Genomic DNA, 24939 nt, shown 5'->3' with positions numbered 1-24939 from the left:
GCAAAGGCGCGGCGGGGACGTATTTTCCCCTTGACGGGCGGGGATGAAGTCCGTACTTCAGCATATCAGGATATCTTGATATGCTGAACAACACTATTTCGCCCCTGGCCTGGTTCAAGGCTCTGGCCGACGAGACGCGGCTGCGCCTGGTGCGCATCCTGGCCCGCCACGAGCTGTCCGTGGGCGAGATCGTGGCCGTGCTCGGCATGGGCCAGTCGCGCGTGTCGCGTCACTTGAGCATCCTGGTCGGTTGCGGGCTGCTTTCCAGCCGCCGGGAAGGGGCCTGGACCTTCTACAGCCTGGCGGGCGGCGCGCCCGAGGCGGCCTTCCTGGCCGGGCTCGCCCCCTGGCTGGCCGGGGCCGGCCCCGAGGCCGACCTCGCCGCCGTGGACGAGGTCCTGCGCGAGCGGCGCCGCGAGACCCGGCGCTTTTTCAACGCCATCGCCCCGGACTGGGCCAGCCTGCGCCGCGAGGTGCTGGGCGAGCTCGACCCGGCCGAGCTCGTGCGGGCCGTCATGCCGGCGGACGTCGGCCTGGCCGCCGACCTCGGCTGCGGCCCGGGCGAGTTGCTGCCGGTTTTGGCCGAGCGGGCCAGGCACGTCATCGGCGTGGACAGCTCGCCCTCCATGCTTTCCCTGGCCGAGCGCCGCACGGCCGGGCTGCCGGTCGGGGCGCGCATGGGCGAACTCGAACACCTGCCCATGGCCGACGGCGAGGCCGATTTCATCGTCATCTGCCTCACCCTGCACCACCTGCCCGACCCGGCCGCCGCCCTGGCCGAGGCCCGCCGGGTCCTCGCTGCGGACGGCCGGCTGGTGGTGATTGATTTCGCCCCCCACGGGGACGAGGTCATGCGGCGCCGCTTCGGCGACCGCTGGCTGGGATTTTCCCGGGAAAAACTTTCCGAATGGCTGGACCGCGCCGGCTTTGCCCTGGCGGATTGGTCCGAACATCCCGTCAACAGGGGGCTTGTCGCGGCGCGCGCCGTGGCCACGCCCCGCCAACCCTTCCCAAGGAGCGCCCAATGAGCGTCACGCCGCTGGATTTGACCCTTCCCTACAAGGTCGCCGACATGTCCCAGGCCGATTGGGGCCGCAAGGAAATGCAGCTCTCCGAAGGCGAAATGCCCGGGCTGATGGCCGTGATCGCAAAGTACGGCCCGCAAAAGCCCCTGTCCGGCCTGCGTGTGACCGGATCGCTGCACATGACCATCCAGACGGCCATGCTCATCAAGTGCCTGCACGCCCTGGGCGCCGACCTGCGCTGGGCCTCGTGCAACATCTACTCGACCCAGGACCACGCCGCCGCGGCCATCGCCGCCGAAGGCCTGGCCGCCGTGTTCGCCTGGAAGGGCGAGACGCTCGAAGACTATTGGTGGTGCACCGAGATGGCGCTCACCTGGCCCGACGGCACCGGCCCGGACCTCATCGTGGACGACGGCGGCGACGCCACGCTGTTCATCCACCATGGCTTCAAGTGCGCCAAGGACGCGGCCGTCCTCAATGCCCCGGCCGGCAACAAGGAAATGGCCATCATCATGGACCGCATCAAGGCGGTCGTGGCCGCCGATGCCGGCCGTTTCGAACGCATGGCTAAAAAGATCAAGGGCGTCTCCGAGGAGACCACCACCGGCGTGCACCGCCTCTACCAGATGATGCAGGCCGGCGAGTTGCTTTTTCCGGCGATTAACGTCAACGATTCCGTCACCAAATCGAAGTTCGACAACCTCTACGGCTGCCGCGAGTCCCTGGCCGACGGTATCAAGCGGGCCACGGACGTGATGGTCGCCGGCAAGGTCGTGGTCGTGGCCGGCTACGGCGACGTGGGCAAGGGCTGCGCCCAGTCCATGCGCGGCTTCGGCGCCCGGGTGCTCGTCACCGAGATCGACCCCATCTGCGCCCTGCAGGCGGCCATGGAAGGCTATGAGGTCACGACCATGGACGGGGCCTGCCCCGTGGGCGACATTTTCGTCACGGCCACCGGCTGCTGCGACGTCATCACCGGCGCCCACATGGAAAAGATGAAGGACGGGGCCATCGTCTGCAATATCGGCCACTTCGACTCGGAAATCGCCGTGGCCTACCTGGAGACCACCCCGACCTGCAAAAAGGACCAGATCAAGCCCCTGGTCGATAAGTGGACCATGGCCTCGGGCAACGCCATCCTGATGCTGGCCGAGGGGCGCCTGGTCAACCTCGGCTGCGCCACCGGCCACCCGAGCTTCGTCATGTCCAACTCGTTCACCAACCAGGCCCTGGCGCAGATCGAGCTGGCCACCAAGCCGTACGCCATCGGCGTCTACACCCTGCCCAAGCTGCTGGATGAGGAAGTGGCCCGGCTGCACCTCGCGCGCCTGGGCGCCAAGCTCGAAACCCTGACCCCGGCCCAGGCCGGCTACCTCAACATCGACGCCGCCGGCCCCTACAAGCCCGACCACTACCGTTACTAGGCTTTTTGCCCTCCCCCACCCGTGCCGCCGGGCCATGGAAACCGCGACCATGGCCCGGCGGCCTTTTTTATGGGTTTCGCCGGTTGACGGTCCGGCCTGAACTTTAAAAGGCGATCGGTGCCGGCTGTCTGGCCACTATGAGAGGCTACTTGCCCTGTAAATATCGCTTCAGGATAGGGTTGATTCGCCAAAAATGGAGGTTGGAAAAGACTTTTGAGCAGTTGTTGCCGGAGTGTTGTTGACAATAGTGATTGCTGGGGCAGCATATTAAAGTGATATTGCGGTGACTGCTCTGGCGAAATATCATGAGCGGTCCGCTGAACCGCTTCGCTGAAGCTGTTCTGTATCTGTCCAGAAGGAATGGTGTCTTGCTGTCGCGATAGGAAGTTTGCGCGGTAAACAATGGAAACGTTTGCATGCGTCCCGTTTTCGGGTTATCGATCCGTGCAATGCAAAACCTCGATTTCCGCACCGCCTGTGTGATCTATTTTTGCAGCCACATTTGCATTGTCGTGCTGCTCCTTGTGACCTTTTCCGACAAACGGGCCCGGGGCGCCCGCCTGTGGATCGCGGGAATCGTCGCCCAGATTCTGGCCGTCCCCCTCTACGGCCTGCGCGGCCAGATACCGGACCTCGCCTCCATCATCCTGGCCAACAGCTTCTTCACACTGGCTGTGGTCTGTTTTTGGGCCTCCTTCGACGTCTTTTTCGGCAACAGGCGGCCGCATTGGCGCTACGGCCTGCCGCTGGCCATGGCCACGCTGCTGTGCGTCGTTTTCGCCGAGGACGTCAAAGTCCGGTCCCTCCTGCTGTCCATCCTGTTCGCCGCCCTGAACTGGAACATCGCCTGGGTGGTGCTGCGGCGCATGCGAGAATTCACCTGGCAGGCGATCGCCGTGCTCGGCGCCGGCTACGCCCTGGCCGGCTGTTCCTACATGGTCCGGGGACTGGCCTTGTGGTTTTCGCCGCTGCCAAACCCGCAGCCCTTCGCCCCGGGTCCGGCCCAGGACGTGGCCATCGTGCTGGCCATACCGAGCCTCATGGCCTGCACCCTGGGATTCGTGCTGCTGCATCGCGACCGCGCCGAGCGGGACGTCCGCCTCATGGCCGAAAGCGATCACCTGACGGGCTTGCAGAACCGCCGGGGCTTCGAGGCCGCCTTTGCCCGGGAGCTGCGCGCGGCTGCCTGCGGCCCGGGCTGGACCAGCCTGGCCCTGATTGACATCGACCATTTCAAGCGCGTCAACGACCGTCACGGCCATGCCCTGGGCGACGAGGCCCTGCGCCGGCTGGCCCTGATCGTCAAAACGGAGCTTCGCGACAACGACATCGTGGCCCGCATCGGCGGCGACGAGTTTTGCGTCCTGCTTTCCGGGGCCTCGCCCGAGCGGGCGGCCATGGTGGCCGAGCGCCTGCGCCGGGCCGTGGCCGGCCATGACTGGCGCTGCCTGGGGCTGGCCGCCCCGCTGACCGTGACCATCGGCCTGGCCAGCCACAAGGGCGGGGTGGCCGATAACGGCGCCGATTTCATGCGCCTGGCCGACATGGCCTTGCTGGCCGCCAAGGACATGGCCCGCGACACGATCCTCCACGCCGACGCCCTCGCCAATTCCCCAAGCCGCGCCGAAGCCTGAGCCGGCCGTACCCTTCCACTGTCCGCCTCGCTGACACGCGAAATTCAATTTTCGTGTCTTTTAAGGCAGTTGCCTTGCTGTCGACAACTTTGTATCGCTCCAATACGGAATTGTCCGGCGTGCCGGCTCCAACCGGCAGGAAACCCGTCAGCCCGGGGTGTCCCGGCCTGGCCCGATTCTTGATATCTCCCCCGGGCCGGGCCGCATGCCCGCAAGGAAGTGCCGTGAACAGCCTGCCTCAAGACATTGCCTACCGTGCCATCGGTATCCTGCGTTCCCCCTTTCGCGACATCAAGGGCATGCCCATCCAGCCCGTGGGCGCCCTCGGCGTGGCCGGGCACGTGGAGGTCCATGCCGATTTCGCCGGCGGCCTGCGGGACCTCGAGGGCTTTTCCCACGTGTTTTTGCTCTACCACCTGCATCGGGTCACGGGCTACGACCTGGTCGTGCGGCCGTTTCTGGACAACGCCGACCACGGCATCTTCGCCACCCGTTCGCCCAAGCGGCCCAACCCCATCGGCCTGTCCGTGCTGGAGTTGGCCGGCGTGGACGGCACCACCGTGCACCTGCGCAACGTGGATGTCCTCGACGGCACGCCGGTGCTCGACATCAAGCCCTATGTGCCGCACTTTGACGTCTGGCGGGCCGGCCGCGTGGGCTGGTTCGCCGCCAAGGCCGAAAACGCCGGCACCTATGTTTCCGACGACCGGTTCCGCTGATCCGGCGCCCGAAGGAAGGAGTGTTTGCCCGCCCCATGAAAGTCGTCACCGTGGCCGGACCGCCCTCGTCCGGCAAGACCGCCATACTGCTCAAGGCCGCCGCCATCCTGGCCGGTCGGGGCCAGCGCCTGGGCGTGGTCAAGTTCGACTGCCTGGCCAGCCGCGACAAGGAAGCCTTCGCCGCCGCCGGCGTGCCGGTCTCCCTGGGGCTGTCCGGGGCCTTGTGCCCGGACCATTTCTACGTCTGCAACGCCGCCGACGCCCATGCCTGGGGGCAGCGCCTGGGGCTGTCCATCCTGGCCGTGGAAAGCGCCGGGCTTTGCAACCGCTGCGCCCCCCACATCGAGGGCGTGCTGGCCGTGTGCGTGGTGGACAACCTCTCGGGCGTGGACACGCCGGCCAAGATCGGCCCCATGCTGCGCCTGGCCGACGTGGTGGCCGTGACCAAGGGCGACGTGGTCTCCCAGGCCGAGCGCGAGGTCTTCGCCTTCCGGGTGCGCCGGGTCAATCCCCGGGCCACGGTCCTTTTCGTCAGCGGCCTGACCGGCCAGGGGGCCGACGCCCTGGCCCACGTCCTGGCCGGGGCGCCCGAGACCCCGACCCTTGACGGCGCGAGCCTGCGCTTCACCATGCCGGCCGCCGTGTGCTCCTACTGCCTGGGCCAGCGCCGCGTCGGCCTCGACCACCAGATGGGCAACGTGCGCAAGATGGATTTCAGTGAGGCCGCCTCGTGACCGGGCCGGTTTTCGAACCCCGGGCGCCGTTTGGGGACCTCTGGCGCGAGCTGGCCGCCGCCCGCGATTTCTTCGCCGTCCAGGGCCTGCCCGTGCCGCCGCCCGAGCTGACGCCCCAAATCTACTTCAGCGCATTGGGCGAGGATGTCCTGGCCGAGACGGGCTGCTCCCGCGCGGAGCTGGCCGCGCGGTTCAGTCGGTTCGTGACGGCCCTGTCCCGCCTGGACACCGCCGGGCCCACGGTCGCCTCCCTGACGGTGCGCGGCGGCACGGACAAGCGCGGCCGGCCCGAAGCCCTGGACCTGACCTTGCGCCCAGGCGATGTCGTGGCCCTGGTCGGCCCCACCGGCTCGGGCAAGAGCCGCTTCCTGGCCGACGTCGAATGGCTGGCCGACGGCGACACCCCCACCCGCCGCCGCATCCTCCTCGACGGCGCCAGCGCCGACGCGGCCAAGCGCCTGTCGCTTTCGGGCCGGCTGGTGGCCCAGCTGTCCCAGAACATGCATTTCGTCATGGACATGGCCGTGGGACCGTTTCTGTGCGCCCATGCCGAAAGCCGGCTGCTGCCCGATCCCGGGGCCGCCGCCGCCGAGGTCGTCTCGCTGGCCAACGAGCTGGCCGGCGAGTCCTTTGACGCGGCAACGCCCCTGACGGCCCTGTCCGGCGGCCAGAGCCGGGCGCTGATGATCGCCGACGTGGCCAGGCTGTGCGCCTCGCCCATCGTGCTTGTCGACGAGATCGAAAACGCCGGCATCGACCGCCGCCGGGCCATTACGCTCTTGACCGGCAGCGGCAAGATCGTGCTGGTGGCCACCCACGATCCGCTGCTGGCCTTGCTGGCTGCCAAGCGGCTGGTTTTTCGTGGCGGGGCCGTGGCCGCCGTGCTGGAAACGTCTGCGGACGAGCGTTTGGCCCTGGAGCGGCTGGCCGACCTGGACGCCGTCCTGACCCGTGCCCGCGAGGACCTGCGCCAGGGCCGCGCCGTGGCCGTTGCCAAGGAGTAGTGGATGGAACCCGGACTTCTCGAATTGCCGGTCAGCCGGTTTTTGGCCCGCCATCCGGCGGCCCGCGACGGCCTGGCCGCCCAGGGCGTGGCCGCCGTGACCGATGCTGAATTTCTGGCCTCGGCCGCGCCTTTTCTGACCGTGGGCACGCTGCTGGCCCTGCACGGCCTGCCGCCCGCCGCCCTGGAGGCGGCCCTGGCCGCCACGGCGCCGGCCGGCGGCATGCTGCCGCTTTTTTGCGACGGCTACCGCGCCGACGGGCCGGGCCTGCGCCTGTTTCTGAGCCTTCCCTGTCCGCTCAAGGCCCCCATGGGCATCGCCCTGGAAAACCTCAAGGAACGCCTGGGGCCGGATTTCCCCTGGCCGCGCATCTTCATGGACAGCTGCGGCAAGCACACCCTCAACGACCTGGCTTCGGGCCTGGAGGCGCCGGCCGAGGTGCCGGACCTGGTGGTTTCGGCCGGGCTCAACGGTTTTTTGTCCAAAAGCTTCCGGGACCGCTTCGCCGATGGCGGCCTGCTGGCCCGGCTGCCCCAAGACGTCCACCCGGCCCTGGCCGGGGCTGGGTTGGCCGATCCGCGCGGGGTGTGCCGCATCTATGCCGTCAATCCGCTGGTCATCGCCGTGGTCACCTCGCGCCTGTCCGGGCTGCCCGTGCCGAGCTCCTTCGACGACCTGCTCGATCCGGCCTATGCCGGCAAGATCGGGCTGTGCGGGCCGCCGGAAACCGCCGGGGACTCGACGCTTCTGCTCAACATCCGCCTGCGCCACGGCCCCGAGGCCGTAGCCGCCCTGGGCCGGGCCATGGTCTGCGACACCCATCCGTCGCAGATCTTCCGGCCGGCCCCGGGGTCGCACCCGCCGCCCATCGGCGTCATGCCCTATTTCTTCGCCGCCGCCGCGCCGCGCCGCGACGACGTCCGCCTGGTCTGGCCCAGGGAAGGGGGGCTGGCCTCGCCGCTGTTCGTCATGGTCAAGGAAAGCGCCCGGCAGGCCCTGGCCCCGCTGGTGGATTTCTTCTGCGGCGCCGAAACCGCCGCCATGAGCGCCGGCGCGCTGATTCCCCCCACCTGTGCCAAGGCTCCTTCCGGGTTGCCCGAGGGCGCTTCGGTCCGCTTCATCGGCTGGGACGTGCTCGAAACCCACGACCTCGGCCCGCTCATCGCCGAATCCGGCGCCTTGTTCGCCAAGGCGTACTACGACGCGCAGTAAGCGGGGCAGGCGCGGCAGGGCTAGGTAAGGCGAGGCGCTGCCTGCGGCGGGTAGGGCGCTGCCCTGCACCCGCTGATGCGTTGCCCTGCGGCCACTGGGGCGTTGCCCCAGACCCCACCAGGCGGGGCGTTGCCCCTCCTGGACCTCCCCATTGGGGGGCGTCACGCCCCCCAAGCCCCCCGTTCGGCGTTGGTGGGCGGGGAAGGCGCCGGCCCCCGGGAGATGCGAAGCGCGCGGCGCGAAGATGCGCGGCCGCAATGGGGCCTTTCGATGCCGTTGCTGCGCTCCTGGCTCGAAAGGCCCCATTGCGGCCGCGCCCAGCCGTCGGCCCTTTGCGCCGAGGGGAAGAGGGGGAAATTGATGTTGACAATGAATTTCAATATCACTAAATAATGATCCCATGGGCGGCGCATGCCGGCCAAAAAAGCTGTTCGGGAGTACGCCATGGGAAAAGCGCTTGTCGTGTTCGGCTCCACCACCGGTAACACCGAATCCGTCGCCGAGGTCGTGGCCAAGACCCTGGAAGGCGAGGGGATGGTCGTGGATTTGCAAAACGCTGCGGCCGTCAATGTGGCCGGCCTGGCCACGGGGTACGATCTGGTCGTGTTCGGCTGCTCCACCTGGGGCGACGACGAGATCGAATTGCAGGAGGATTTCGTGCCTCTGTTCGACAACCTGGATCAGGCCGGGTTGACCGGGAAGCGGGTGGCGGTCTTTGGCTGCGGCGATTCGAGCTATACCCATTTTTGCGGCGCCGTGGACGCCATCGCCGAAAAGGCCATGGCCTTGGGCGCCAAGGTCATCGATTTGCCGCTGAAAATCGACGGATCGCCGGACGCGGCCGAGGCGCAATCCTGGGCCAAGGACGTGCTGCGAAGCGCCGCCTAGGCGCGCCTCCCGCCGGGAGACGGGAGAGGCAAGGGATACTGGATCATGGGGCGCGCGGAGCGCGCCTGAAAAGGGCCGACCGGCAACGGACGGCCGCATACGCCGGGAGGTGGCTTATGGCTTGCACCAATGGAAAATGCGAACTTTCGTCCAATGTCCGCCAGTTGCGCGAAGCCGGCATGGAGGCCTTGAGCCACGGCGATACGGAAGGAGCCGAGGCGCTGTTGCGCCGGTCGGTGGCCCTGTCCGAAGCCGGCGGCGGCGTGGCGACGGCCACGGCCCATTCGGTCTACCGGCTGGGCATGGCCCTGCACGAAGCCGGGCGGCCGGACGAGGCGGCCAGGGAGTTCGAGAAGGCGCTGACCCTGGTGCGCGATCGGGCCGGTTGTGGCAGCAAGCTGTATCAGACGATCCTGGGGCATTTCGCCGCCGCCCTGCCGGCCCGCGCCCCCGAATGGGAATGCGCCGAGGCCGTGTAGCGGGCGCGTGGGGGAAGGCGGAAAGCGATTGCGAGTGTGATACGAGCCTGGCGCGGGGAAAACCCGTCGCCTGGCGGCGCGCTCCGGCCGGATTGGTGGTTTCCGGCCGGGGCGCGCTTTTTTTCCATGTGGCGTCACCGAAGCAAGGGCAAGCTCCTCCATGGGGCAAGACACCCGAAGGAAGGTCGCACACGAAAATGCTGCTCCATGTATGGGGAGGCCAGGCTAGAACACCCGCATGGTGGTCTCTTTGAGGAACTTCCCTTCCAACACGTTGCGGATGCGCTTGATGATGTTGCGCCGGATCTCCAGGTCGATGGGCAGGTTGGGGTCCTGGTGGGCTTCGTTGATGCGCGCCCCGACCACGAACTCGATGGCGTCGCTGTCCAGGAGAATGTTGTAGAGCTGGGTGGCCGGGTTTTTTTCGCGCGGCACTTCGTCGCTTTCAAGCAACTGGGCCGTGCGCGTGAGGGTCAGGATGCCCTCGGTCACGAGATCCACGCCGTCCATCTCCGCCGCCGGCGGAATGTCGCCCCCGCCGCCGCCCCGGAGGCTGTCGCGGATGGCCCGGCCGAGTTCCCGGCCCACGATGTTGGCCGTGGTGCCGCCGCAGATGACCTTGCGGCCGTCGAAATCCCCCAGCGCCTCGGCGAATTCCTTGTCTCGGCCGGCCGCGTAGGGGGGGCCGGTCAGGATGATGGTGCGCCGGGGCCGGCGCAGGTAGATCACCGCCGCGGTCATGTCGTCGAAGGCCCGCTGGAAGGGTTCCTGGCGCAGGGCCTGGCCCAGGATCTTCTGGGACAGGGAACGGGCGGAAATATTCGGGTCCTTGGCCACTTCCTCCAGGGCGAACTCCCGGCAGCCCTTGATGCGCCAGCCCAGGCGCAGCCGCTCCGACCCCAGCCCGGCCTGGGTGACGCCGTCCGAGGTGAAGATCAGCCGGTCGCCCGGCCGCAGCGCCAGGTCGTAGACCCGGATCACCCGGTCGTTGTAGCGCGGCGAGGACACCTCCTCGTAGTCCAGGTTCACGGCCCTCTCGTCGCGCACGAGCGTAATGGGCGGATTGTCCATCTCCACCACCCGGGCGCCGCCGTCGGCGTGGATGTCCACCACCGTGAAGGTGGCGTAGCTGATCTTGCGCACCTGGCACACCGGCAAGGCGTCCATGATGACTTCGGCCGCCCGGACGATGTCCGTGTCGCTGGCCGTGTACTTCAGCGCCATGGTCGCGGTCATCAGCGACAGGATCGAGGCCTTGACCCCATGCCCCAGCCCGTCCGAGAGCACGGCGATGGTGCGGCCCTCGTCGGCCAGGCGCAGCGTCTTGAAGGCGTCACCGCAGATGTCCTCGCCGTGGCGGTTGCGCTGGGCCGCCTCCACCTCGACGAAGACCTCCTCACCCGTCATGCCCGGCGCCCCCGCAGCTCTTTTTCCGAAAGCGCCCGGGCGCCGCTGGAAAAGCCCTCGGACAGCGAACGCAGCAGGATTTCCGTGTCGGCCATGTTCTCGCCGAGGCGGCAGGCGATCTCCTGCACGGTTTCCAGGTTCTTGCGGATGATCTCCCGGGCGCGCTGGGCGATCTCGTCACGGCGCAGCTCCGAGCCGGTCACGTCGAAGATGACGCCGCCGATGACGTTGCGCGGCTCGATGGTGAAGATGGTGACGCTGAAAACCCGGTCGTCCTGGCGCAGGGCGTCGCGGTGGATGTCGGTCTCGGTTTCGAGCGCCCGGCGGAACAGGGAAATAAACGGCACGATCTTTTCGAGCGCCGCCCCTTCCATGCCCGGGCTCGCCTCGTAGGCCATGAGCACTTCCTCGCCGAAAAGCCGGGCGAAGTGTTCGTTGCACTCGATGATGTGCAGCTTGCTGTCGGCGATGACCACGCCGGCCGGAATGCAGCGCAGCAGGGCGTTGGCCTTGCGCGTGGCCCGCTTGCGCAGGAAGTGCACGCACATGGACGGCTCGGCCAGCCCCTCCAGCATGGCCCGGGCCAGGCCCCGGCAGGACTCGTGGCCGCAGCCGCCGCAGTTGATCTCGTCTTCCGGCCCGAACTTGCCGATCAGCCGCAGCACCTTGACGTACTGGTCCTCGCTGTAGACCGGCAGGTCCACCGGCGCCGGGTTCTTGCGCTCGACGATGGACACGGCCGGCGGGCGCACCGGCGTGTCGGGCACGGGCTTGGCCGACCGGTTGAAGACGTCGAGCTGGTCGAGCAGGCGCGGCCGGTGGCTGGACACGCACGGCCCCCGCACGCAACCGCCCACGCAGGCCAGCATCTCCACGAAAACCGGGCGCGGCAGCACGTGGTTGCCGATGCCCTGCAGGGCGGACTCGATGGTGGGGATGCCCGACAGGGTGGTGAAGCAGACCTGCGCGTTGCCGGCATAGGCCTTGACCGTGTCGGACATGCCGCCCTCGATGGGGTAGAGCGCCCCCTCCTTGGCCGCCTGGGGCATGAAGGCGTCGGCCGGGCCGGGCACGAGGCTGGCCGGGTGGATGTCTTCCTGGCGCAGCATGGCCCGCAGGTCGGTGAAGGTCATGGCCGCGTCGAGCAGGCCCGGATGGTTGTCGGCCTCGGTTTTTTTCGCCACGCAGGGGCCGAAAAAGACCACGCCGATGTTGGGGCCGTAGGCCCGGCGCAGCATCCGGCAGTGCGAGAGCAGCGGCGAGAGCAGCGGCGACAGGTTGGGCACGAGCTCCGGCATGTAGCCCCGGATGAAATCCACGGCCGCCGGGCAGGCCGTGGACAGCATGAGCTTGGGCCCGCCCTGGGACAGGGACTGGGCCACGGCGGCCGAGACCTCCTGGGCGCCCAGGGCCGTTTCCGAAACCCCGGAAAAGCCCAGCCGCCGCAGGGCGGCGATCATGGCCTGGGGCGAGACGTCGGGGAATTCCGCCACCCAGGACGGGGCCAGGGAGACGTAGACGGGCCTGGTGGAACGCAGCAGCTTGAAGACGGCGAACATGTCGCTGCGCACCTGCTTGGCGTGGGCCGGGCAGGCGGCCACGCACTGGCCGCAGGCGATGCACAGCTCGGGCACCACCGTGGCCCGGCCGGCTTCCACCTGGATGGCCTTGACCGGGCAATGGCGCAGGCAGCGGTAGCAGTCCTGGCACTCGGTCTCGATGGTGTAGATGGGGTAGTGCTTGAGCATGCCGCCTCCCTGGATTCCGGTGTCGGACGCTCTGGTCGGCATTGTCTGCTTCATGGGTCGCGAAGGCAAGGAAAAGCGTGAAGGGGGAATGGGTTGCCGGACGCGGGGCTATTGGGAGAGGTGGCGGCTTAACAGTTCCATGAGCCGCTCGCTGGTGATTTCGCCGTAGAGCTGACCATCGATGCGGATGTTGGGCCCGGTACGGCACTGGTCCTCGCAACGGCTGCCCGTGAGGACCACGCTTTCGGACAGGCCGTGGTCGGCCAAGTATTGTTCGATCATGAGCAGATGTTTCTTGTTGCCCCTGGCGAAACACGAACTGCCCATGCAGATGACGATTTCATGTTTCATGCGGTTGCGGGCCCCTGTCTTGTCACTTTTTTCACAAGTTATCCGCAAACAAGACCCGAGGCAAGATAAATCCCGCCTCTCCCGTGCCGGGATAACGGCGAGGCAATAGGCGGCCTTAGATGACGGCCACGGCTTCGACTTCCACCACGAAGGCGGCATCGACCAGTTTGGCCACCTCCACGATGGTGGTCGCCGGGCGGATCTCGCCGAACACCTCGCCATGGGCCTTGGCCACGGCGTCGAAGTCGGCCATGTCGGCCAGAAACAGGCGGGTGCGCACCACGCCGGCCAGTTCCGCGCCGGCCTGGGCCAGGGCGTCGCGGATGATTTCCAGGGCGCGTTTGGTCTGGGCGTAGGCCCCCTCGGGGACCGAGCCGTCGGCGGCCACGCCCACCGTGCCCGAGACGTAGACGGTGTTGCCGGCGACCACGGCCCGGCTGTAGCCGAGCAGCGGCTCCCACTTGGATCCCGAGGAAATGTTGCGGCGAGGCGTCATGGAGGCTCCTTATGCAAGGCGTCGCGGGATGGCGCGCCCGGCAAACGATAGCCGGGAAGCGGCCCGGACGCAACCGCGCCCGGGCCGCCGAGGCCCGGCCATCCGGCAAAGGCCGTGGCCCTTGCCGCAAGGCCTGATGCTAGCCGATGCAGGTGCAGACGTATTTGATCTCCAGGTACTCGTCCATGCCGTACTTGGAGCCCTCGCGGCCGATGCCCGACTGCTTGAAGCCGCCAAAGGGGGCCACCTCGTTGGAAACGAGGCCGGTGTTGTGACCGATCAGCCCGTATTCCAGGGCCTCGGCCACCCGCCAGGCCCGGCCGGCGTTTTCGGTGTAGAAATAGGCGGCCAGGCCGTATTCGGTGTCGTTGGCCGCCGCGATGACCTCGGCCTCGGTGTCGAAGCGGAAGATGGGGGCCAGGGGGCCGAAGGTCTCCTCGCGGGCCACCCGCATGTCCCTGGTCACGCCGGCCACGATGGTCGGCTCGAAAAAGCTGCCGCCAAGGGCGTGGCGCTTGCCGCCAAGGACCAGGCGGCCGCCTTTTTCCAGGGCGTCGGCGATGTGGCTTTCCACCTTCGTAACGGCCGCCGCGTCGATCATCGGCCCGATGAGCACGCCCGGTTCGGTGCCGCGCCCCACGGGCATGGCGGCCACGGCTTCGGCGAGTGCGGCGGCGAAGGCGTCGTGGATGCCGGACTGGACGTAGAGGCGGTTGGCGCACACGCAGGTCTGGCCGGCGTTGCGGTACTTGGAGGCGATGGCCCCGGCCACGGCGGCCTCCAGGTTGGCGTCGTCGAAGACGATGAAGGGGGCGTTGCCGCCCAGTTCCAGGGAGATGCGCTTGACCGTCGGGGCGCACTGGGCCATGAGCATGCGCCCGACTTCGGTGGAGCCGGTAAACGACAGCTTGCGCACCACGGGGCTGGCCGTGAGCAGGCCGCCGATGCGGCTGGAGCTGCCGGTGAGGACCTGGAGCACGCCGGCCGGCACCCCGGCCTGGACGGCCAGCTCGGCCAGGGCCAGGGCGGTAAAGGGCGTCTTGGCGGCCGGGCGCACGATCATGGCGCAGCCGGCGGCCAGGGCCGGGCCGGCCTTGCGGGTGATCATGGCCGCCGGGAAGTTCCAGGGGGTGATGGCCGCGCACACACCCACCGGCTGCTTGAGCACCAGCAGGCGCTTGTCGGCCGTGGGCGCCGGGATGACGTCGCCGTAGACCCGCCGGGCTTCCTCGGCGAACCATTTGATGAACGAGGCGGCGTAGGCGACCTCGCCCTTGGCTTCGGCCAGGGGCTTGCCCTGCTCGGCGGTGAGGATGGCGGCGATTTCGCCGGCGTTGGCCACGATCAGGGCGTGCCAGCGTTCGAGCACGGCGGCGCGGGCCGGGGCGGCCAGGGCGGCCCAGGGCCGCCAGGCGGCGTCGGCGGCGGCAATGGCCGCCTCGATTTCGGCCTCGCCGAGGTCCGGCACGTGGCCGACCAGGCTGCCGTCGGCCGGGTCGGTCACGGCCGTACGCCGGCCGTCCGCCGCCTGGACCCATTGGCCGTTTACCAGGCAGGCTTCACGAAAAAGCGGACTTTCCTTGGGGTGCGACATGATGACCTCTTTGCGCTGAATATCGCCCGCGCGGGACGCATGGGGTTGGCGGATCGGGCGGGGCGGGCGCTTCCCGCCCGGTCCCGCCGGTTCAGTCGTAATATTCAGGGGCCTGCTTGACGGATTTCCAGGCCTCGGGGTCGTGACCGGTCATGACGGTCACGCCGTGGGCGTCCTGGAGGTGGCGCATGCGGTTGACGCTGCGCACGGTGTCGCCAGCGTTCCACATAAGCCCGGGCAGGGTGCCGTTTTGCAGGTTGTCCGTGGTGTAGCAGGAATCGGCGGCCAGGAACATAGGGCCGTTTCGCTCCAGGTTGATCAGGACCGACTGGTGGCCGGGAGTGTGGCCCGGGGTGAAGTGCACGGTGATGGCGCCGTCGCCGTAGAGGTCGAAGCCGTCGTCGCGCCAGCCTTCGAGGATCAGCCACGGCACGTCCTTGTCGAAGTCTTTGCGGATGTAGGCCAGCTTCATGTAGGGGTCGGGCACGTAGGCGAAGTGTAGTTCGTCGCGTTGGACCACGTATTTGGCGTTGGGGAAATGGCCCACGCAGCCGGCATGGTCGAGGTGGAGGTGGGACAGGACGACGTAGCGGATGTCCTCGGGGGCCACGCCGACCTTTTGGATGGCGTTCACGCACCACTGGTCCTCGGTCATGACCGGGTCGTAGGCGCCGAGGATGGCGCCCCAGTGGTTTTCCTTGTCGTGGATGGTCTCGAAGGCGTTGCCGGTGTCGAAGAGCACCTTGCCCTTGGGGTGGTCGATGAGCGTAAAGGGCACGGGCACGTCGAAGGCCGCGCCCACCCCCTTGTTGAGGGTGAAGAAGTGCTGCTGGCTTTTGAGTATCCCCGCTTCGAACATGTACATTTTCATGACGGGCTCCCGGCGTTTGGGGGTTTCCTACAGGGCTTGGCGGTAGATGGCCTCGGCGTCCTCGCGGGTCATCTTGCGCGGGTTGTTGGCGAGCAGCCGCGTGACCAGCAGGACGGCCTCGGACAGGGCCGGCACGTGGGCTTCGGTCACGCCGTACGCGGCCAGGTGCTGGGGCACGCGCAGGTCCTCGGCCAGTTCGGTCAGCGCCGTCACGGCCGCGGCCGCGGCCTGGCGGTCGGTCAGGCCGGCCGTGGGCACGCCGAAAAGCGCCGCGAGTGCGGCGAAGCGCCCCAGGTTGCCGACCTGGTTGAAGCGCATGACCGGCACGAGCATGATGGTGTTGGCAATGCCGTGGGGGATGTGGAACTCGGCGCCGATGGGGTAGGCGAAGGCGTGCACGGCCGTGACCCCGGCGTTGGCGAAGGCCATGCCGGCGAGCATCGCCCCGCGCAGCATGTTCTCGCGGGCGGTGAGGTCCGCGCCGTTGGCGTAGGCCGTGCGGATGTTGCCGAAAACAAGCGCGATGGCTTCCTTGGCCAGCATGTCCGTGGTGGGCGTGGCGTTGATGGAGGTGTAGGCCTCCACGGCGTGGATGAGCGCGTCCATGCCCGTGGCCGCCGTGACCTTTTGCGGCAGCCCGAGCGTCAGTTCGGCGTCGAGCAGGGCGCAGGCCGGGTAGATGTAGGGGCTGACGATGCCTTTTTTGAGTTTTTCGCCGTGGTCGGACAGGATGACGATGGGCGTGACCTCGCTGCCCGTGCCGGCGGTGGTGGGCACGAGGATGGTGGGCAGGCCCGGGGCGGGGATGCGGTCGATGCCGAAGTATTTGCCGACCGGCCCTTCGTTTTTGGCCATCACGGCCGTGATCTTGGCCATGTCCAGGGACGAGCCGCCGCCCAGGCCAATGACCGTGTCGGCGCCGCAGGCTTTAAGCGCGGCCAGGGCGTCCGCCACGATCTCGTAGCGCGGGTCGGCCTCGACCTTGTCGAAGACGGCCACGGCCAGCCCGGCCGCGGCCAGCAGCTTTTCCAGGCGCTCGGCGATGCCCGCGCCAACCACTCCCGGGTCGGTGACGATGAGGACCGAGGCGCCGCCCAGGCGCTTGACCTCGTCCGGCAGGCGCGCGGCGCAGCCGCCGCCCAGGACGATGCGGGGCGTGGTGGAGAAGATTTCCGTGCGCACGAGGCTACCTCCTGAAAGGAAAGGGTTCGGGCGGCTGGGACCGGCCGTCCGTCGGCCGAGGGGCATTGGCCCCGGGCCATGCGAACTGGTTGTCGTTATCACGATTCGTGCCAGGTCGGCCGGAGGAACGTGCTTCGAGAAGGTGCGCTATTTCAGTTAGTTGTGAGTGTAACGACAAGGAATGGCGTGACCGTGGCGGCCGGGTCGATGCAGCAGTGCATCGTCTGGAGCACCTTTCGGCCTGGCCACCGGGCGATAATGGCGTAGCCAATGGGTTCGTGGCTGTCGATGCGAAATGGCATCGGTCGATGCTTTATGGCATCAGTCCCGGGTCAAGCCATGGCGACGGGCCTTGCGCACCACCGTGGACTGGTCCACGCCAAGGGCCCGCGCCGCCGCCCGGGTGGAGCCGTGTACGGCCAGGGCCTGGCGCAGGGCCTCGCGCTCGGCCTTGTCCACGATGTCGCGCAGGCTGCCGTCGGGCCGGGGCTTGGTTGCGGCCAGGGGCGCGGCCGTGCCGCCGTTGCCGGACAGGACCCGCAGGACCGCCTCGCGGCCGATGATGTCGCCGGGGCTTAAAACCACCAGGCGCTCCATGGTGTTTTCCAGCTGGCGGACGTTGCCCGGCCAGTCCCAGGCGGCCAGGGCGTCGCAGGCGTCGGGGTCGATCTGGCGGGAAAGGCCGTACTGGCGGTTGAAGCGGGCCAGGAAGCGGTAGATGAAGTCGAAGACGGCCTCGGGCCGCTCCCGCAGGGGCGGCACCAGAAGCGGCACCACGCTTAGGCGGTAGTAGAGGTCGCTGCGAAACGCCCCCTGGCGCAGCATGGCTTCCAGGTCCCGGTTGGTGGCGGCCATGATGCGCACGTCCACGGGCACGGCCCGCACGTCGCCCAGGCGCGTGACCCGCCGGTCCTGGAGCACGCGCAGGAGCTTGGCCTGCAGCCCGAGCGGCAGTTCGCCGATCTCGTCAAGGAACAGCGAGCCCAACTGGGCCAGCTCGAACACCCCGGGCTTGCCCGAGCGGCTGGCCCCGGTGAAGGCGCCCGGGACGTAGCCGAAAAGTTCCGATTCCAGGAGCGTTTCGGGGATGGCGGCGCAGCTGACCTTGACGAAGGGCCCCTCCCGGCGGGCGCTGTGGTCGTGGATGATGCCGGCCACCACCTCCTTGCCCACGCCGGATTCGCCCAGAAGCAGCACGGTGGAATCCACCAGGGCCAGGCGCAGGGCCTGCTCGTGGACCTCGCGCATGCGCTTGGAGCGCACCACGATGCGGCCCTCGCCGTCGGCCGTGCCGCGAAGCGAAGCCAGTTCCAGCCGGTAGCGGTCGCGCAGGGCGCTCAATTTTTCCAATTCCTCCTGGAGGCGTTGGAGCTCGGTCACGTCGCGCACGTTGGTCACCACCCGCCACAGCGCCCCGTCTTCGTCGTCCACGGGATTGCCGGTAACCACGATGGTTTTGCCGGTCTTGACCTTCTGGATGATGGTTTCGCTTTGCCGGGACTTGAGCACGCGCAGGGTGACGGACTCGTCGTAGAACCCCTCGCGCACCAGGTCGCGCATGTTGCGGCCCAGCACCTCGGCCGCCCGGATGCCGGTGATGCGTTCGTAGGCCCGGTTGACGAGCAGCGTGATGCCCTCGCCGTCGGTGATGAAGATGCCGTCGAAGGAGGAGTCGATGACGGCGCGCATCTCCCGGGCCACGGCGTGCATGGAGCGCAGCTTGCCGAGCACGGCGTGGCGGTCGCTGGCGTCGCGCAGGTGGACCACCAGGCAGGGCGCCCCGTCGGGGCGGGTGGGGTCGGCGATGCGCCAGCGCGCGGCCAGGTAGCGGCAGTCCTCGCGTACGGCCAGGGCCACGGCCCAGGGCTCGGCCGGGTCGTCCTCCACGGTGAAGCCGGCGGCGACGAGGGCCTGGCGCAAGGTGCGGCCGCGGCGGCCCTCGTCGCCGAGCACGAGCCGGGCGGCGTGGTTTTGCCAGCGGATGACCCCGTCGGCCTGGCACAGCACCAGCGGTTCGGGAAAGGAGAGCAGCGCCCGGGCCCAGGGCTCGGCCTCGCCGCCGGCACTGCCCGGCCCGTCCGCCGGCCCCACCCGGGAGGCGTCCAGGCAGCCCATGACCGTGGGGCCGTCGACCACGGCCAGGAAGCGGTTGCCGTGCCAGGCGACCTCCTCCACCGGCATCTGCGGCGGTACGGCGCACAGGTGCCCCCGGGCGTACAGGGACACCGGGTCCGACAGGTTGGCGCCGCCGGCCAGGGCGCGCATGAGGTCGTCGCTGGTGAAGATGGTCTCGGGATGGCCGGCCGGGTCGAGGACCGGCAGGCCGCCGATGCCGGATTGGCGGAAAAGCGCCGCCGCCGCGCGCAGGGTGTCGTCCCGGCGCAGGCTGTGGAGGCTTGGCTGCATGAGGTCGTGGACTTTCACGGGCCGCTCCCGGCGCGCCGCCGCGCCATTTCGGGGCAGCATACAGGCGGGGCGAAGAGGCGGTCAACTCGGCGCGGGCCTGGCTGGGCAATCCCGCGGCAAGGGGTGCCGGCCCCGGCGTGACGGCCGGCGGGGACTGTCGCCCGGCCTGCCCGTCGTGGCCGCCGGCGGGCGGCGAGGCGGGAGGGGGGCGGCGGCCGCCCCCCCGGCGGAGGCGGGTTAGTGGGCGTGCCCGGCGCCAAGCTCCGTCAGGGAGCGGGCCAGGCTGGACAGGCCCGAGGACCGGGCCAGGACAAGGGGTTTGAGACAGCCTTTGCAGGCTTGCTTGACCAGGGAGCAGGCCTCGTGGCTCACGCAGTCCACGGGGCACACCACGGCATCGGCCGCGCCGAGCAGTTCCCAGAGCCTATGGGCCGATTGTTCCCGGCCGCCGTCGTGGTGGAGCAGTTCGCAGCCGAACTTGGCGGCCAAAAGCTTGTAGTGGGCAACCAGCGAACAACGCCCGCCCACGTAGAGCACGCGCTTGCCGGCCAGGCCCGTTTGGCCGGCGGCCCGGCAGGCGCAGGCCTGGCCGCAGGAGCCCTCGGGCAGGCCCTGTTCCCGGCAGGGGCAGTGGCCGTCCAGCTCCCCAGCGACCTCGTCGAGATGGTGCTCGGCGTGGGCGGCGTGGGCGGCGGCGGCGTCGCCCAGGGCGACCAGGAGCGAGGCTTCCAGGGCCTCTACCTCGCTGTCCCGGTCGGCCAGGTCCTGGCGGGCCTGGGTCAGGGCGGCGTGGCTGCGTTCCAGGGCCAGGGCCTGACGGCCGGCTTCGGCCTCGATGGATTCCAGGCGGGCGGCTTTCTCGCGCAATTGCCCGGCCAGGATGTCGCGGTCGCGGCGCACGGCGGCCACGGCCGAGTTCTCGATGGCCTCGCGCAGGGAAATGCGTTCGCGTTCGGCGGCTTGCCGCTTGCCCCGCTCGGCGGCCAGGGCCTCCATGGCCTCGCGGCAGCGGCCTTTCCACACGGCCACGGCCTGGCGCAGCACGGTCTTGCTTTCCTCCAGGGCGGCGCTGGCCTCGGCCAGTTTTTCCTCCAGCCAGGACAGGCGGGACAGCTCGGCCCGGTTGGCCGCGCCCACCCGGTGGGAGAGCATGTGCACTTCGCCGTAGATTTCCCGCAGCAGTTCCTCCGGGGCGGTGGGGTGGCACATCATGGCCCAGAAGGGGCCGGGCACGTCGCCGGCGTCGGCCCGTTCGCGCCACAGGCGCTTGAGCTTGGCCGGGTCGGCCTCCCGCAGGAAGGTCCGCAGTTCCCGGCGGTATTTCTTGTCCAGGAACCGTTGCAGGTACTTGGCCGGCCCGCCGCCGGCCACCTTGGCCTGGCCGACCAGGAAGACGTGGGCCTCGTAATCGGATGCCTCCTCGGCCACGGCGTCGCCGCATTTGCGGCAGATGCGGCGCAGTTCGGCCACGGTCAGGCAGGTGCCGACGATGGGGCAGGCATAGTCGGCGTTGTCCCAAAGGGTTTTCCGCGTCATGGGTGTTCCTCCCGGCGGCCGGGTTTTCCGGCACGATGCGTTTCGGGACGTGTTTAATTGAAAATGATATTCAGTGTCAACAAATGTCGGGGTCGAGGCGGCTAAAAGGAAGGAGCGCACGGCGGCAGTGGGCGGATGGCGGGGCCTGGCAGGCTCCGGCGCGGGGCCCTGTCGGCCGAGCCGGACCGCGCGGTGGCTGTTGCTATAAATTCGATTGATTTAATGATAAATAAAGGGGCCCCATGGGGTCAAGGCGCAACAGGGCGCGGCAAGGCAGCCGCTCAGCCCGGAAACAGCAGGCCGGCCAGCCGGGAGTCGGGGAAGCGCCTGGCCAGGCGGGTGAGGAACAGGCCGCCGCCCAGGGAAAAGGCCATGGCGGCCAGGCCCAGGGGCAACCGCCAGGCCGGGGCCACGGGCGGGGCGAACACGGCGTAAAAGGCCAGGATCAGGACGTAGTGGGACAGGTAGATGCCCAGGGTGTCGCGCCCGGTTGCGGCCAGAAGGTCGAAAAGCCGTCCGCCGCCGCGCGCCTCCAGCCGACGGCAGGCGCAGCACAGGGCCAGGGCACCGGCCGTCTGGAAGGCCAGGCCCGAGAGCAGGAAGTACTGGCGGTAGTTGGCCCCGAGCCGGCCGGCCTCGGCGCAGACGTCCCACAGGTAGGCGGCGAAGGTTAAAACGGCGGCGGCGCCGACCAGGGGCAGGCGTCGGGTCAGGGCCTCGAGCAGCCCCTCGTGGCGCGACAGCCAGGCACCAAGGAAAAAAAACCAGGCCCAGGCCGGAGCCAGCCGGATGCCCACCAGTTCGAAACGGAAATCGGCCGGCGGACTGAGGTGGAAAAGGAGCTGGGAAAAGCCGTAGAAGACCGCCGTGGAGCCGGCCGCGGCCAGGGTCCAGCGGTTGAGGCGCCCTGGCGTGGCAAAGGGGTTGACCAGGGTCAGCAGGGCCAGGAACTGGAGCAGGGCGAAGACGAAGTAGAGTTGCATGGAGCCCGTGAACAGGTCGGCCAGGTGGTCCAGGCGCAACAGCGGCACGCCGTAGAGCCCCTTGAGGCACACGAGCGTCAGGGCGTTCCAGGCCAAAAAGGGCGGCAGCAACCGGGCCGCCTGGCGGGCCGGGCGCCGGGAAAAGGGCACCTCCGGCGGCCGGGCCAGGTCGTTTCGCCCGAGCAGGTAGCCGGAGATGCAAAAAAAGGCCGGCACGGCGAAGGTGACCAGGCAGGCCGAGAAAAGCGGCGTGACCGAAAAGTCGCCTTCCCGGAAAAAGGCGGTGTTGCTGGCGTGGGACCAGACCACCACGGTCATGGCCACGGTGCGGGCCGCCTCGATCCATTGCAGCCGGCGCGAAGCGCGCGTGGCGCAGGTCATGGACGGGGTCAGATCTTGCCGGCGCGGCGGTCGTAGATGATCATATAGACCTGGTCGATCTGGACGTAGAGGTCGGGCAGGGCCCAGATGGTCTGGATCATGGTGGTGTTGGTGGGCGGGCCGAGTGCGGCCGTGGTCTTTTCCACGAGCTGCTTGACGGCGAGCAGGTCGTGGACGAGCACCACCAGGGAGAAGCGGTCGGTGTTCTTGTCGCAGCCGTAGTAGACGCGGTTTAAGGGCACGCCGTCGAAGTTGGGCTTTTCGTCCTTGTCGTAGCGCAGGACAAAGGGGCTTTTGGCCACCACGTCGGGGTCGTAGGCCAGGCCGAACATCTGGAGCTGGGCGTTCCAGATGGGGCGGGCCCGCTCCACGGCGAAGGAGGGGGCGGCAAAAAGTTTCTGGCAGGTCTCGCCGTAGCGGTATTTGCCAAATCCCTGGCGCAAATCCAGGGACCAGGCCGAAGTGGCCGCGGCCAGGACGATGAGGCAGGTCAACAGCAGTCGTTTCATGGATTCCTCCCGGCGATGGGGCATGCCGGCGTAGCTTGTTTAGGCGCTCGACCGCGGCTTGTAAAGGGCGGCCGGGGCCAGGGCCGCCCGACAGGCGGGCAGGGCCTGGGCCAGGGGGCGCCCCAGGTAGAAAGGCAGGGCCTCGGGCGGCAGGCCGGCGCGCGCGGGCAGCAGTTCGCGGTAAGCCGCGTCCAGGCGGACCAGGCGGGCCACCTCCTCCCGGGCGGCGCCGTCGCCGGCCAGGGTCCGCCGGCACAGCCCGGCCAGGCGCGTCAGGTCGGTTTCGGCCTCGTGCTGGGCGCACAAGGCGGCCAGGGGGTCGTCCGGGGCCAGGATGTCGCGCCGGGTCAGCCGGTCGCGGGCGTAGGTTGCGCGCACGGCCTCGGGCGCTGCGCAATAAAGCAGCCGGCATTGGCGGGGGCGGTCGGCATGCACGGCGCAGGCGTCGGGTGCGCGGAAAAAGACGCAGGCCCGCCCGCCCGGCACCGGGCGCACCTTGACCAGTTCGGCGGCCAGGGGGGCGACCCCGCCGGCCACGTTGTCCGTGACGCACTCCCCCCGGCGCAGGGTCAGGAGCCGGTGCGGCCCGAGCGGGCCCGAGGCCACCAGGGGCAGGTCGTCGCGGCACAGGGACGGGCCGCCTTGGCGGCAGCAGCGGCCGCAGCGGCGGCAAACGGGCATGGTGGCGTGCATGGGGCGTGCATGGGGCAAAACCGGGCGCTTGGCAAGGCGTGGGGCGAATTTGCCGGGCAAAGGGGCGAAAGGCTTTGCAGGGCGGGGCTTAAAGTGCTAGAAGTTTGGTTGCACGATGGACCGCTGCCGTTGCGTTTTCCCGTTGACAGAAGGCTGCCATCATTTTAGGACGGGAGCGATTGTGCAATAGTTCACGTTCCATCCAGACCCCAAAGTGTATAACGCCCCGCCCGTCGGCGAGCAGGGTCGGCCGGAGGGGATGGCGCCCGAGCGGTGGCAGCGCCGCCGCCCGGAGCGCGTGTCGACTGGTTAAGGCGGTAACTCTTCAAACCCCACTGGAGGAAGCAAATGGCGAAACACCAAACCCCCTTGTTGGACCAGCTCGAAACCGGGCCATGGCCCAGCTTCGTGTCCGACATCAAACAGGAAGCCGCGCACCGGGCGTCCAACCCGGACGGCCTGGATTTCCAGGTGCCGGTCGACTGCCCTGACGATCTGCTCGGCGTGCTGGAACTGTCCTTCAAGGACAAGGAGACCCACTGGAAGCACGGCGGCATCGTCGGCGTCTTCGGTTACGGCGGCGGCGTCATCGGCCGTTACTGCGACCAGCCCGAGATGTTCCCCGGCGTGGCCCACTTCCACACGGTGCGCCTGGCCCAGCCCTCCGGCAAGTACTACACCTCCGATTACCTGCGCGGCGTCATGGACATCTGGGACCTGCGCGGCTCGGGCCTGACCAACATGCACGGCTCCACGGGCGACATCGTGCTGCTCGGCACCACCACCCCGCAGCTCGAGGAAATTTTCTACGACGTCACCCACAAGATGAACACCGACCTCGGCGGCTCGGGCGGCAACCTGCGCACCCCGGCCGACTGCCTGGGCAAGTCGCGCTGCGAATTCGCCTGCTACGACACCCAGGACCTCTGCCACACCCTGACCAACGACTACCAGGACGAGCTGCACCGCCCGGCCTTCCCCTACAAGTTCAAGTTCAAGTTCGACGGCTGCCCCAACGGCTGCGTCGCCTCCATCGCCCGTTCCGACTTCTCGGTCATCGGCACCTGGAAGGACGACATCCGCATCGACCAGGACCGCGTGAAGGCCTACGTCGCCGGCGAGTTCAAGCCGGGCGGCGGCTCCCACTCCGGCCGCGACTGGGGCAAGTTCGACATCGTCAAGGAAGTCGTGGATCGCTGCCCCACCGGCTGCATGAGCTACGACGGCGCCAAGCTGTCCATCGACAACGCCAACTGCACCCGCTGCATGCACTGCATCAACACCATGCCCGCGGCCGTGAAAATCGGTGCCGAGACCGGCGCGTCCATCCTGGTCGGCGCCAAGGCCCCGATCCTCGACGGCGCGCAGATGTCCTCCCTGCTCGTACCCTTCGTCGTGGTCGAACAGCCCTACGACGAGATCAAGGAAGTCATCGAGAACATCTGGGACTGGTGGATGGAAGAAGGCAAGAACCGCGAGCGCGTGGGCGAGACCATGAAGCGGCTGTCCTTCCAGAAGCTGCTCGAGGTCACCAACACCAAGGCCATGCCGCAGCACGTTGTCGAGCCGCGCTCCAACCCGTACATCTTCTTCAAGGAAGACGAGGTGCCCGGCGGCTTTGCCCATGACGAAAAGGCCTATCGCCAGAGACACATGAGATAAG

The 24939-nt window shown here is 68.5% G+C and carries 22 protein-coding genes; 10 read left to right on the top strand and 12 right to left on the bottom strand.

Annotated elements, in window-relative coordinates; all coding sequences use genetic code 11:
• Positions 1 to 80 precede the first annotated feature (80 nt).
• The 9 genes from ACP59X_RS22225 (at position 81) to ACP59X_RS22185 (ending at position 9119) form a co-directional block, all read left to right on the top strand.
• A complete protein-coding gene (locus ACP59X_RS22225; RefSeq protein WP_428562760.1) occupies positions 81 to 1028 on the top strand; it encodes an ArsR/SmtB family transcription factor in 948 nt (315 codons plus the stop codon).
• Positions 1025 to 2449, top strand: coding sequence for an adenosylhomocysteinase (ahcY, locus tag ACP59X_RS22220; protein ID WP_428562757.1), 1425 nt, complete (start codon positions 1025 to 1027; stop codon positions 2447 to 2449). Before ACP59X_RS22225 ends, ahcY begins: the two co-directional genes overlap by 4 nt.
• A gap of 449 nt (positions 2450 to 2898) precedes the next feature.
• Complete coding sequence (locus tag ACP59X_RS22215; protein ID WP_428562755.1) at positions 2899 to 4083, top strand: GGDEF domain-containing protein; 1185 nt, start codon at positions 2899 to 2901, stop codon at positions 4081 to 4083.
• 224 nt (positions 4084 to 4307) lie between these two features.
• Positions 4308 to 4802 carry a tRNA (N6-threonylcarbamoyladenosine(37)-N6)-methyltransferase TrmO gene (gene tsaA / locus ACP59X_RS22210; protein WP_428562753.1) on the top strand — a complete coding sequence of 165 codons (495 nt, stop codon included), beginning with the start codon at positions 4308 to 4310 and terminating at the stop codon, positions 4800 to 4802.
• Positions 4803 to 4837: 35 nt separating this feature from the next.
• Positions 4838 to 5536, top strand: a complete 699-nt coding sequence (locus ACP59X_RS22205) for a GTP-binding protein (RefSeq protein ID WP_428562751.1) — start codon at positions 4838 to 4840, stop codon at positions 5534 to 5536.
• Positions 5533 to 6540: an ATP-binding cassette domain-containing protein gene (locus tag ACP59X_RS22200; protein WP_428562749.1), complete on the top strand. Its 1008-nt coding sequence runs from the start codon at positions 5533 to 5535 to the stop codon at positions 6538 to 6540. Before ACP59X_RS22205 ends, ACP59X_RS22200 begins: the two co-directional genes overlap by 4 nt.
• Positions 6541 to 6543: 3 nt before the next feature.
• A complete protein-coding gene (locus ACP59X_RS22195; RefSeq protein ID WP_428562747.1) occupies positions 6544 to 7752 on the top strand; it encodes an ABC transporter substrate-binding protein in 1209 nt (402 codons plus the stop codon).
• Positions 7753 to 8196: 444 nt separating this feature from the next.
• Positions 8197 to 8640: a flavodoxin gene (locus tag ACP59X_RS22190; RefSeq protein WP_428562745.1), complete on the top strand. Its 444-nt coding sequence runs from the start codon at positions 8197 to 8199 to the stop codon at positions 8638 to 8640.
• Positions 8641 to 8756: 116 nt separating this feature from the next.
• On the top strand, positions 8757 to 9119 hold the full coding sequence (locus ACP59X_RS22185; RefSeq protein WP_428562743.1) for a tetratricopeptide repeat protein: 363 nt from the start codon (positions 8757 to 8759) through the stop codon (positions 9117 to 9119).
• A 225-nt stretch (positions 9120 to 9344) separates the two neighbouring features.
• On the opposite strand, the gene ACP59X_RS22180 is transcribed toward ACP59X_RS22185, so the two are convergent.
• The 12 genes from ACP59X_RS22180 to ACP59X_RS22125 all read right to left on the bottom strand — a co-directional run bounded on the left by ACP59X_RS22180 (position 9345) and on the right by ACP59X_RS22125 (position 23276).
• Complete coding sequence (locus ACP59X_RS22180) at positions 9345 to 10526, bottom strand: SpoIIE family protein phosphatase (protein WP_428562741.1); 1182 nt, start codon at positions 10524 to 10526, stop codon at positions 9345 to 9347.
• Positions 10523 to 12274, bottom strand: coding sequence for a [Fe-Fe] hydrogenase large subunit C-terminal domain-containing protein (locus ACP59X_RS22175; protein ID WP_428562739.1), 1752 nt, complete (start codon positions 12272 to 12274; stop codon positions 10523 to 10525). Before ACP59X_RS22175 ends, ACP59X_RS22180 begins: the two co-directional genes overlap by 4 nt.
• A 108-nt stretch (positions 12275 to 12382) precedes the next feature.
• Positions 12383 to 12625 (bottom strand): (2Fe-2S) ferredoxin domain-containing protein, encoded by a 243-nt coding sequence (locus ACP59X_RS22170; protein WP_428562737.1) that lies wholly within the window; start codon positions 12623 to 12625, stop codon positions 12383 to 12385.
• A gap of 115 nt (positions 12626 to 12740) precedes the next feature.
• Positions 12741 to 13121 carry a RidA family protein gene (locus ACP59X_RS22165; RefSeq protein ID WP_428562735.1) on the bottom strand — a complete coding sequence of 127 codons (381 nt, stop codon included), beginning with the start codon at positions 13119 to 13121 and terminating at the stop codon, positions 12741 to 12743.
• Between the two features lie 139 nt (positions 13122 to 13260).
• Positions 13261 to 14715: an NAD-dependent succinate-semialdehyde dehydrogenase gene (locus tag ACP59X_RS22160; RefSeq protein ID WP_428562733.1), complete on the bottom strand. Its 1455-nt coding sequence runs from the start codon at positions 14713 to 14715 to the stop codon at positions 13261 to 13263.
• Positions 14716 to 14806: 91 nt separating this feature from the next.
• Entirely contained in the window at positions 14807 to 15586 is a 780-nt protein-coding gene (locus ACP59X_RS22155) for an N-acyl homoserine lactonase family protein (RefSeq protein ID WP_428562731.1), read from the bottom strand.
• Between the two features lie 27 nt (positions 15587 to 15613).
• Positions 15614 to 16768 (bottom strand): iron-containing alcohol dehydrogenase, encoded by a 1155-nt coding sequence (locus tag ACP59X_RS22150; RefSeq protein ID WP_428562729.1) that lies wholly within the window; start codon positions 16766 to 16768, stop codon positions 15614 to 15616.
• Between the two features lie 321 nt (positions 16769 to 17089).
• A complete protein-coding gene (locus ACP59X_RS22145; RefSeq protein WP_428562727.1) occupies positions 17090 to 19192 on the bottom strand; it encodes a sigma 54-interacting transcriptional regulator in 2103 nt (700 codons plus the stop codon).
• A gap of 219 nt (positions 19193 to 19411) precedes the next feature.
• Entirely contained in the window at positions 19412 to 20710 is a 1299-nt protein-coding gene (locus tag ACP59X_RS22140; protein ID WP_428562725.1) for a DUF2325 domain-containing protein, read from the bottom strand.
• A 281-nt stretch (positions 20711 to 20991) separates the two neighbouring features.
• Complete coding sequence (locus ACP59X_RS22135) at positions 20992 to 22074, bottom strand: acyltransferase family protein (RefSeq protein WP_428562723.1); 1083 nt, start codon at positions 22072 to 22074, stop codon at positions 20992 to 20994.
• Positions 22075 to 22082: 8 nt separating this feature from the next.
• Entirely contained in the window at positions 22083 to 22583 is a 501-nt protein-coding gene (locus ACP59X_RS22130) for a hypothetical protein (RefSeq protein WP_428562721.1), read from the bottom strand.
• Positions 22584 to 22622: 39 nt separating this feature from the next.
• Entirely contained in the window at positions 22623 to 23276 is a 654-nt protein-coding gene (locus tag ACP59X_RS22125; protein WP_428562719.1) for a YkgJ family cysteine cluster protein, read from the bottom strand.
• 348 nt (positions 23277 to 23624) lie between these two features.
• On the opposite strand from ACP59X_RS22125, the gene dsrA reads away from it, so the two are divergent.
• A complete protein-coding gene (dsrA, locus tag ACP59X_RS22120; RefSeq protein ID WP_428562717.1) occupies positions 23625 to 24938 on the top strand; it encodes a dissimilatory-type sulfite reductase subunit alpha in 1314 nt (437 codons plus the stop codon).
• The last annotated feature ends 1 nt before the right edge of the window (position 24939 follow it).

Source organism: Solidesulfovibrio sp. DCME (assembly GCF_049995385.1).
Lineage (GTDB): Bacteria > Desulfobacterota > Desulfovibrionia > Desulfovibrionales > Desulfovibrionaceae > Solidesulfovibrio.
The sequence above is the reverse complement of the archived record's forward strand: the minus strand, read 5'-3'. Positions and strand labels throughout refer to the sequence as shown.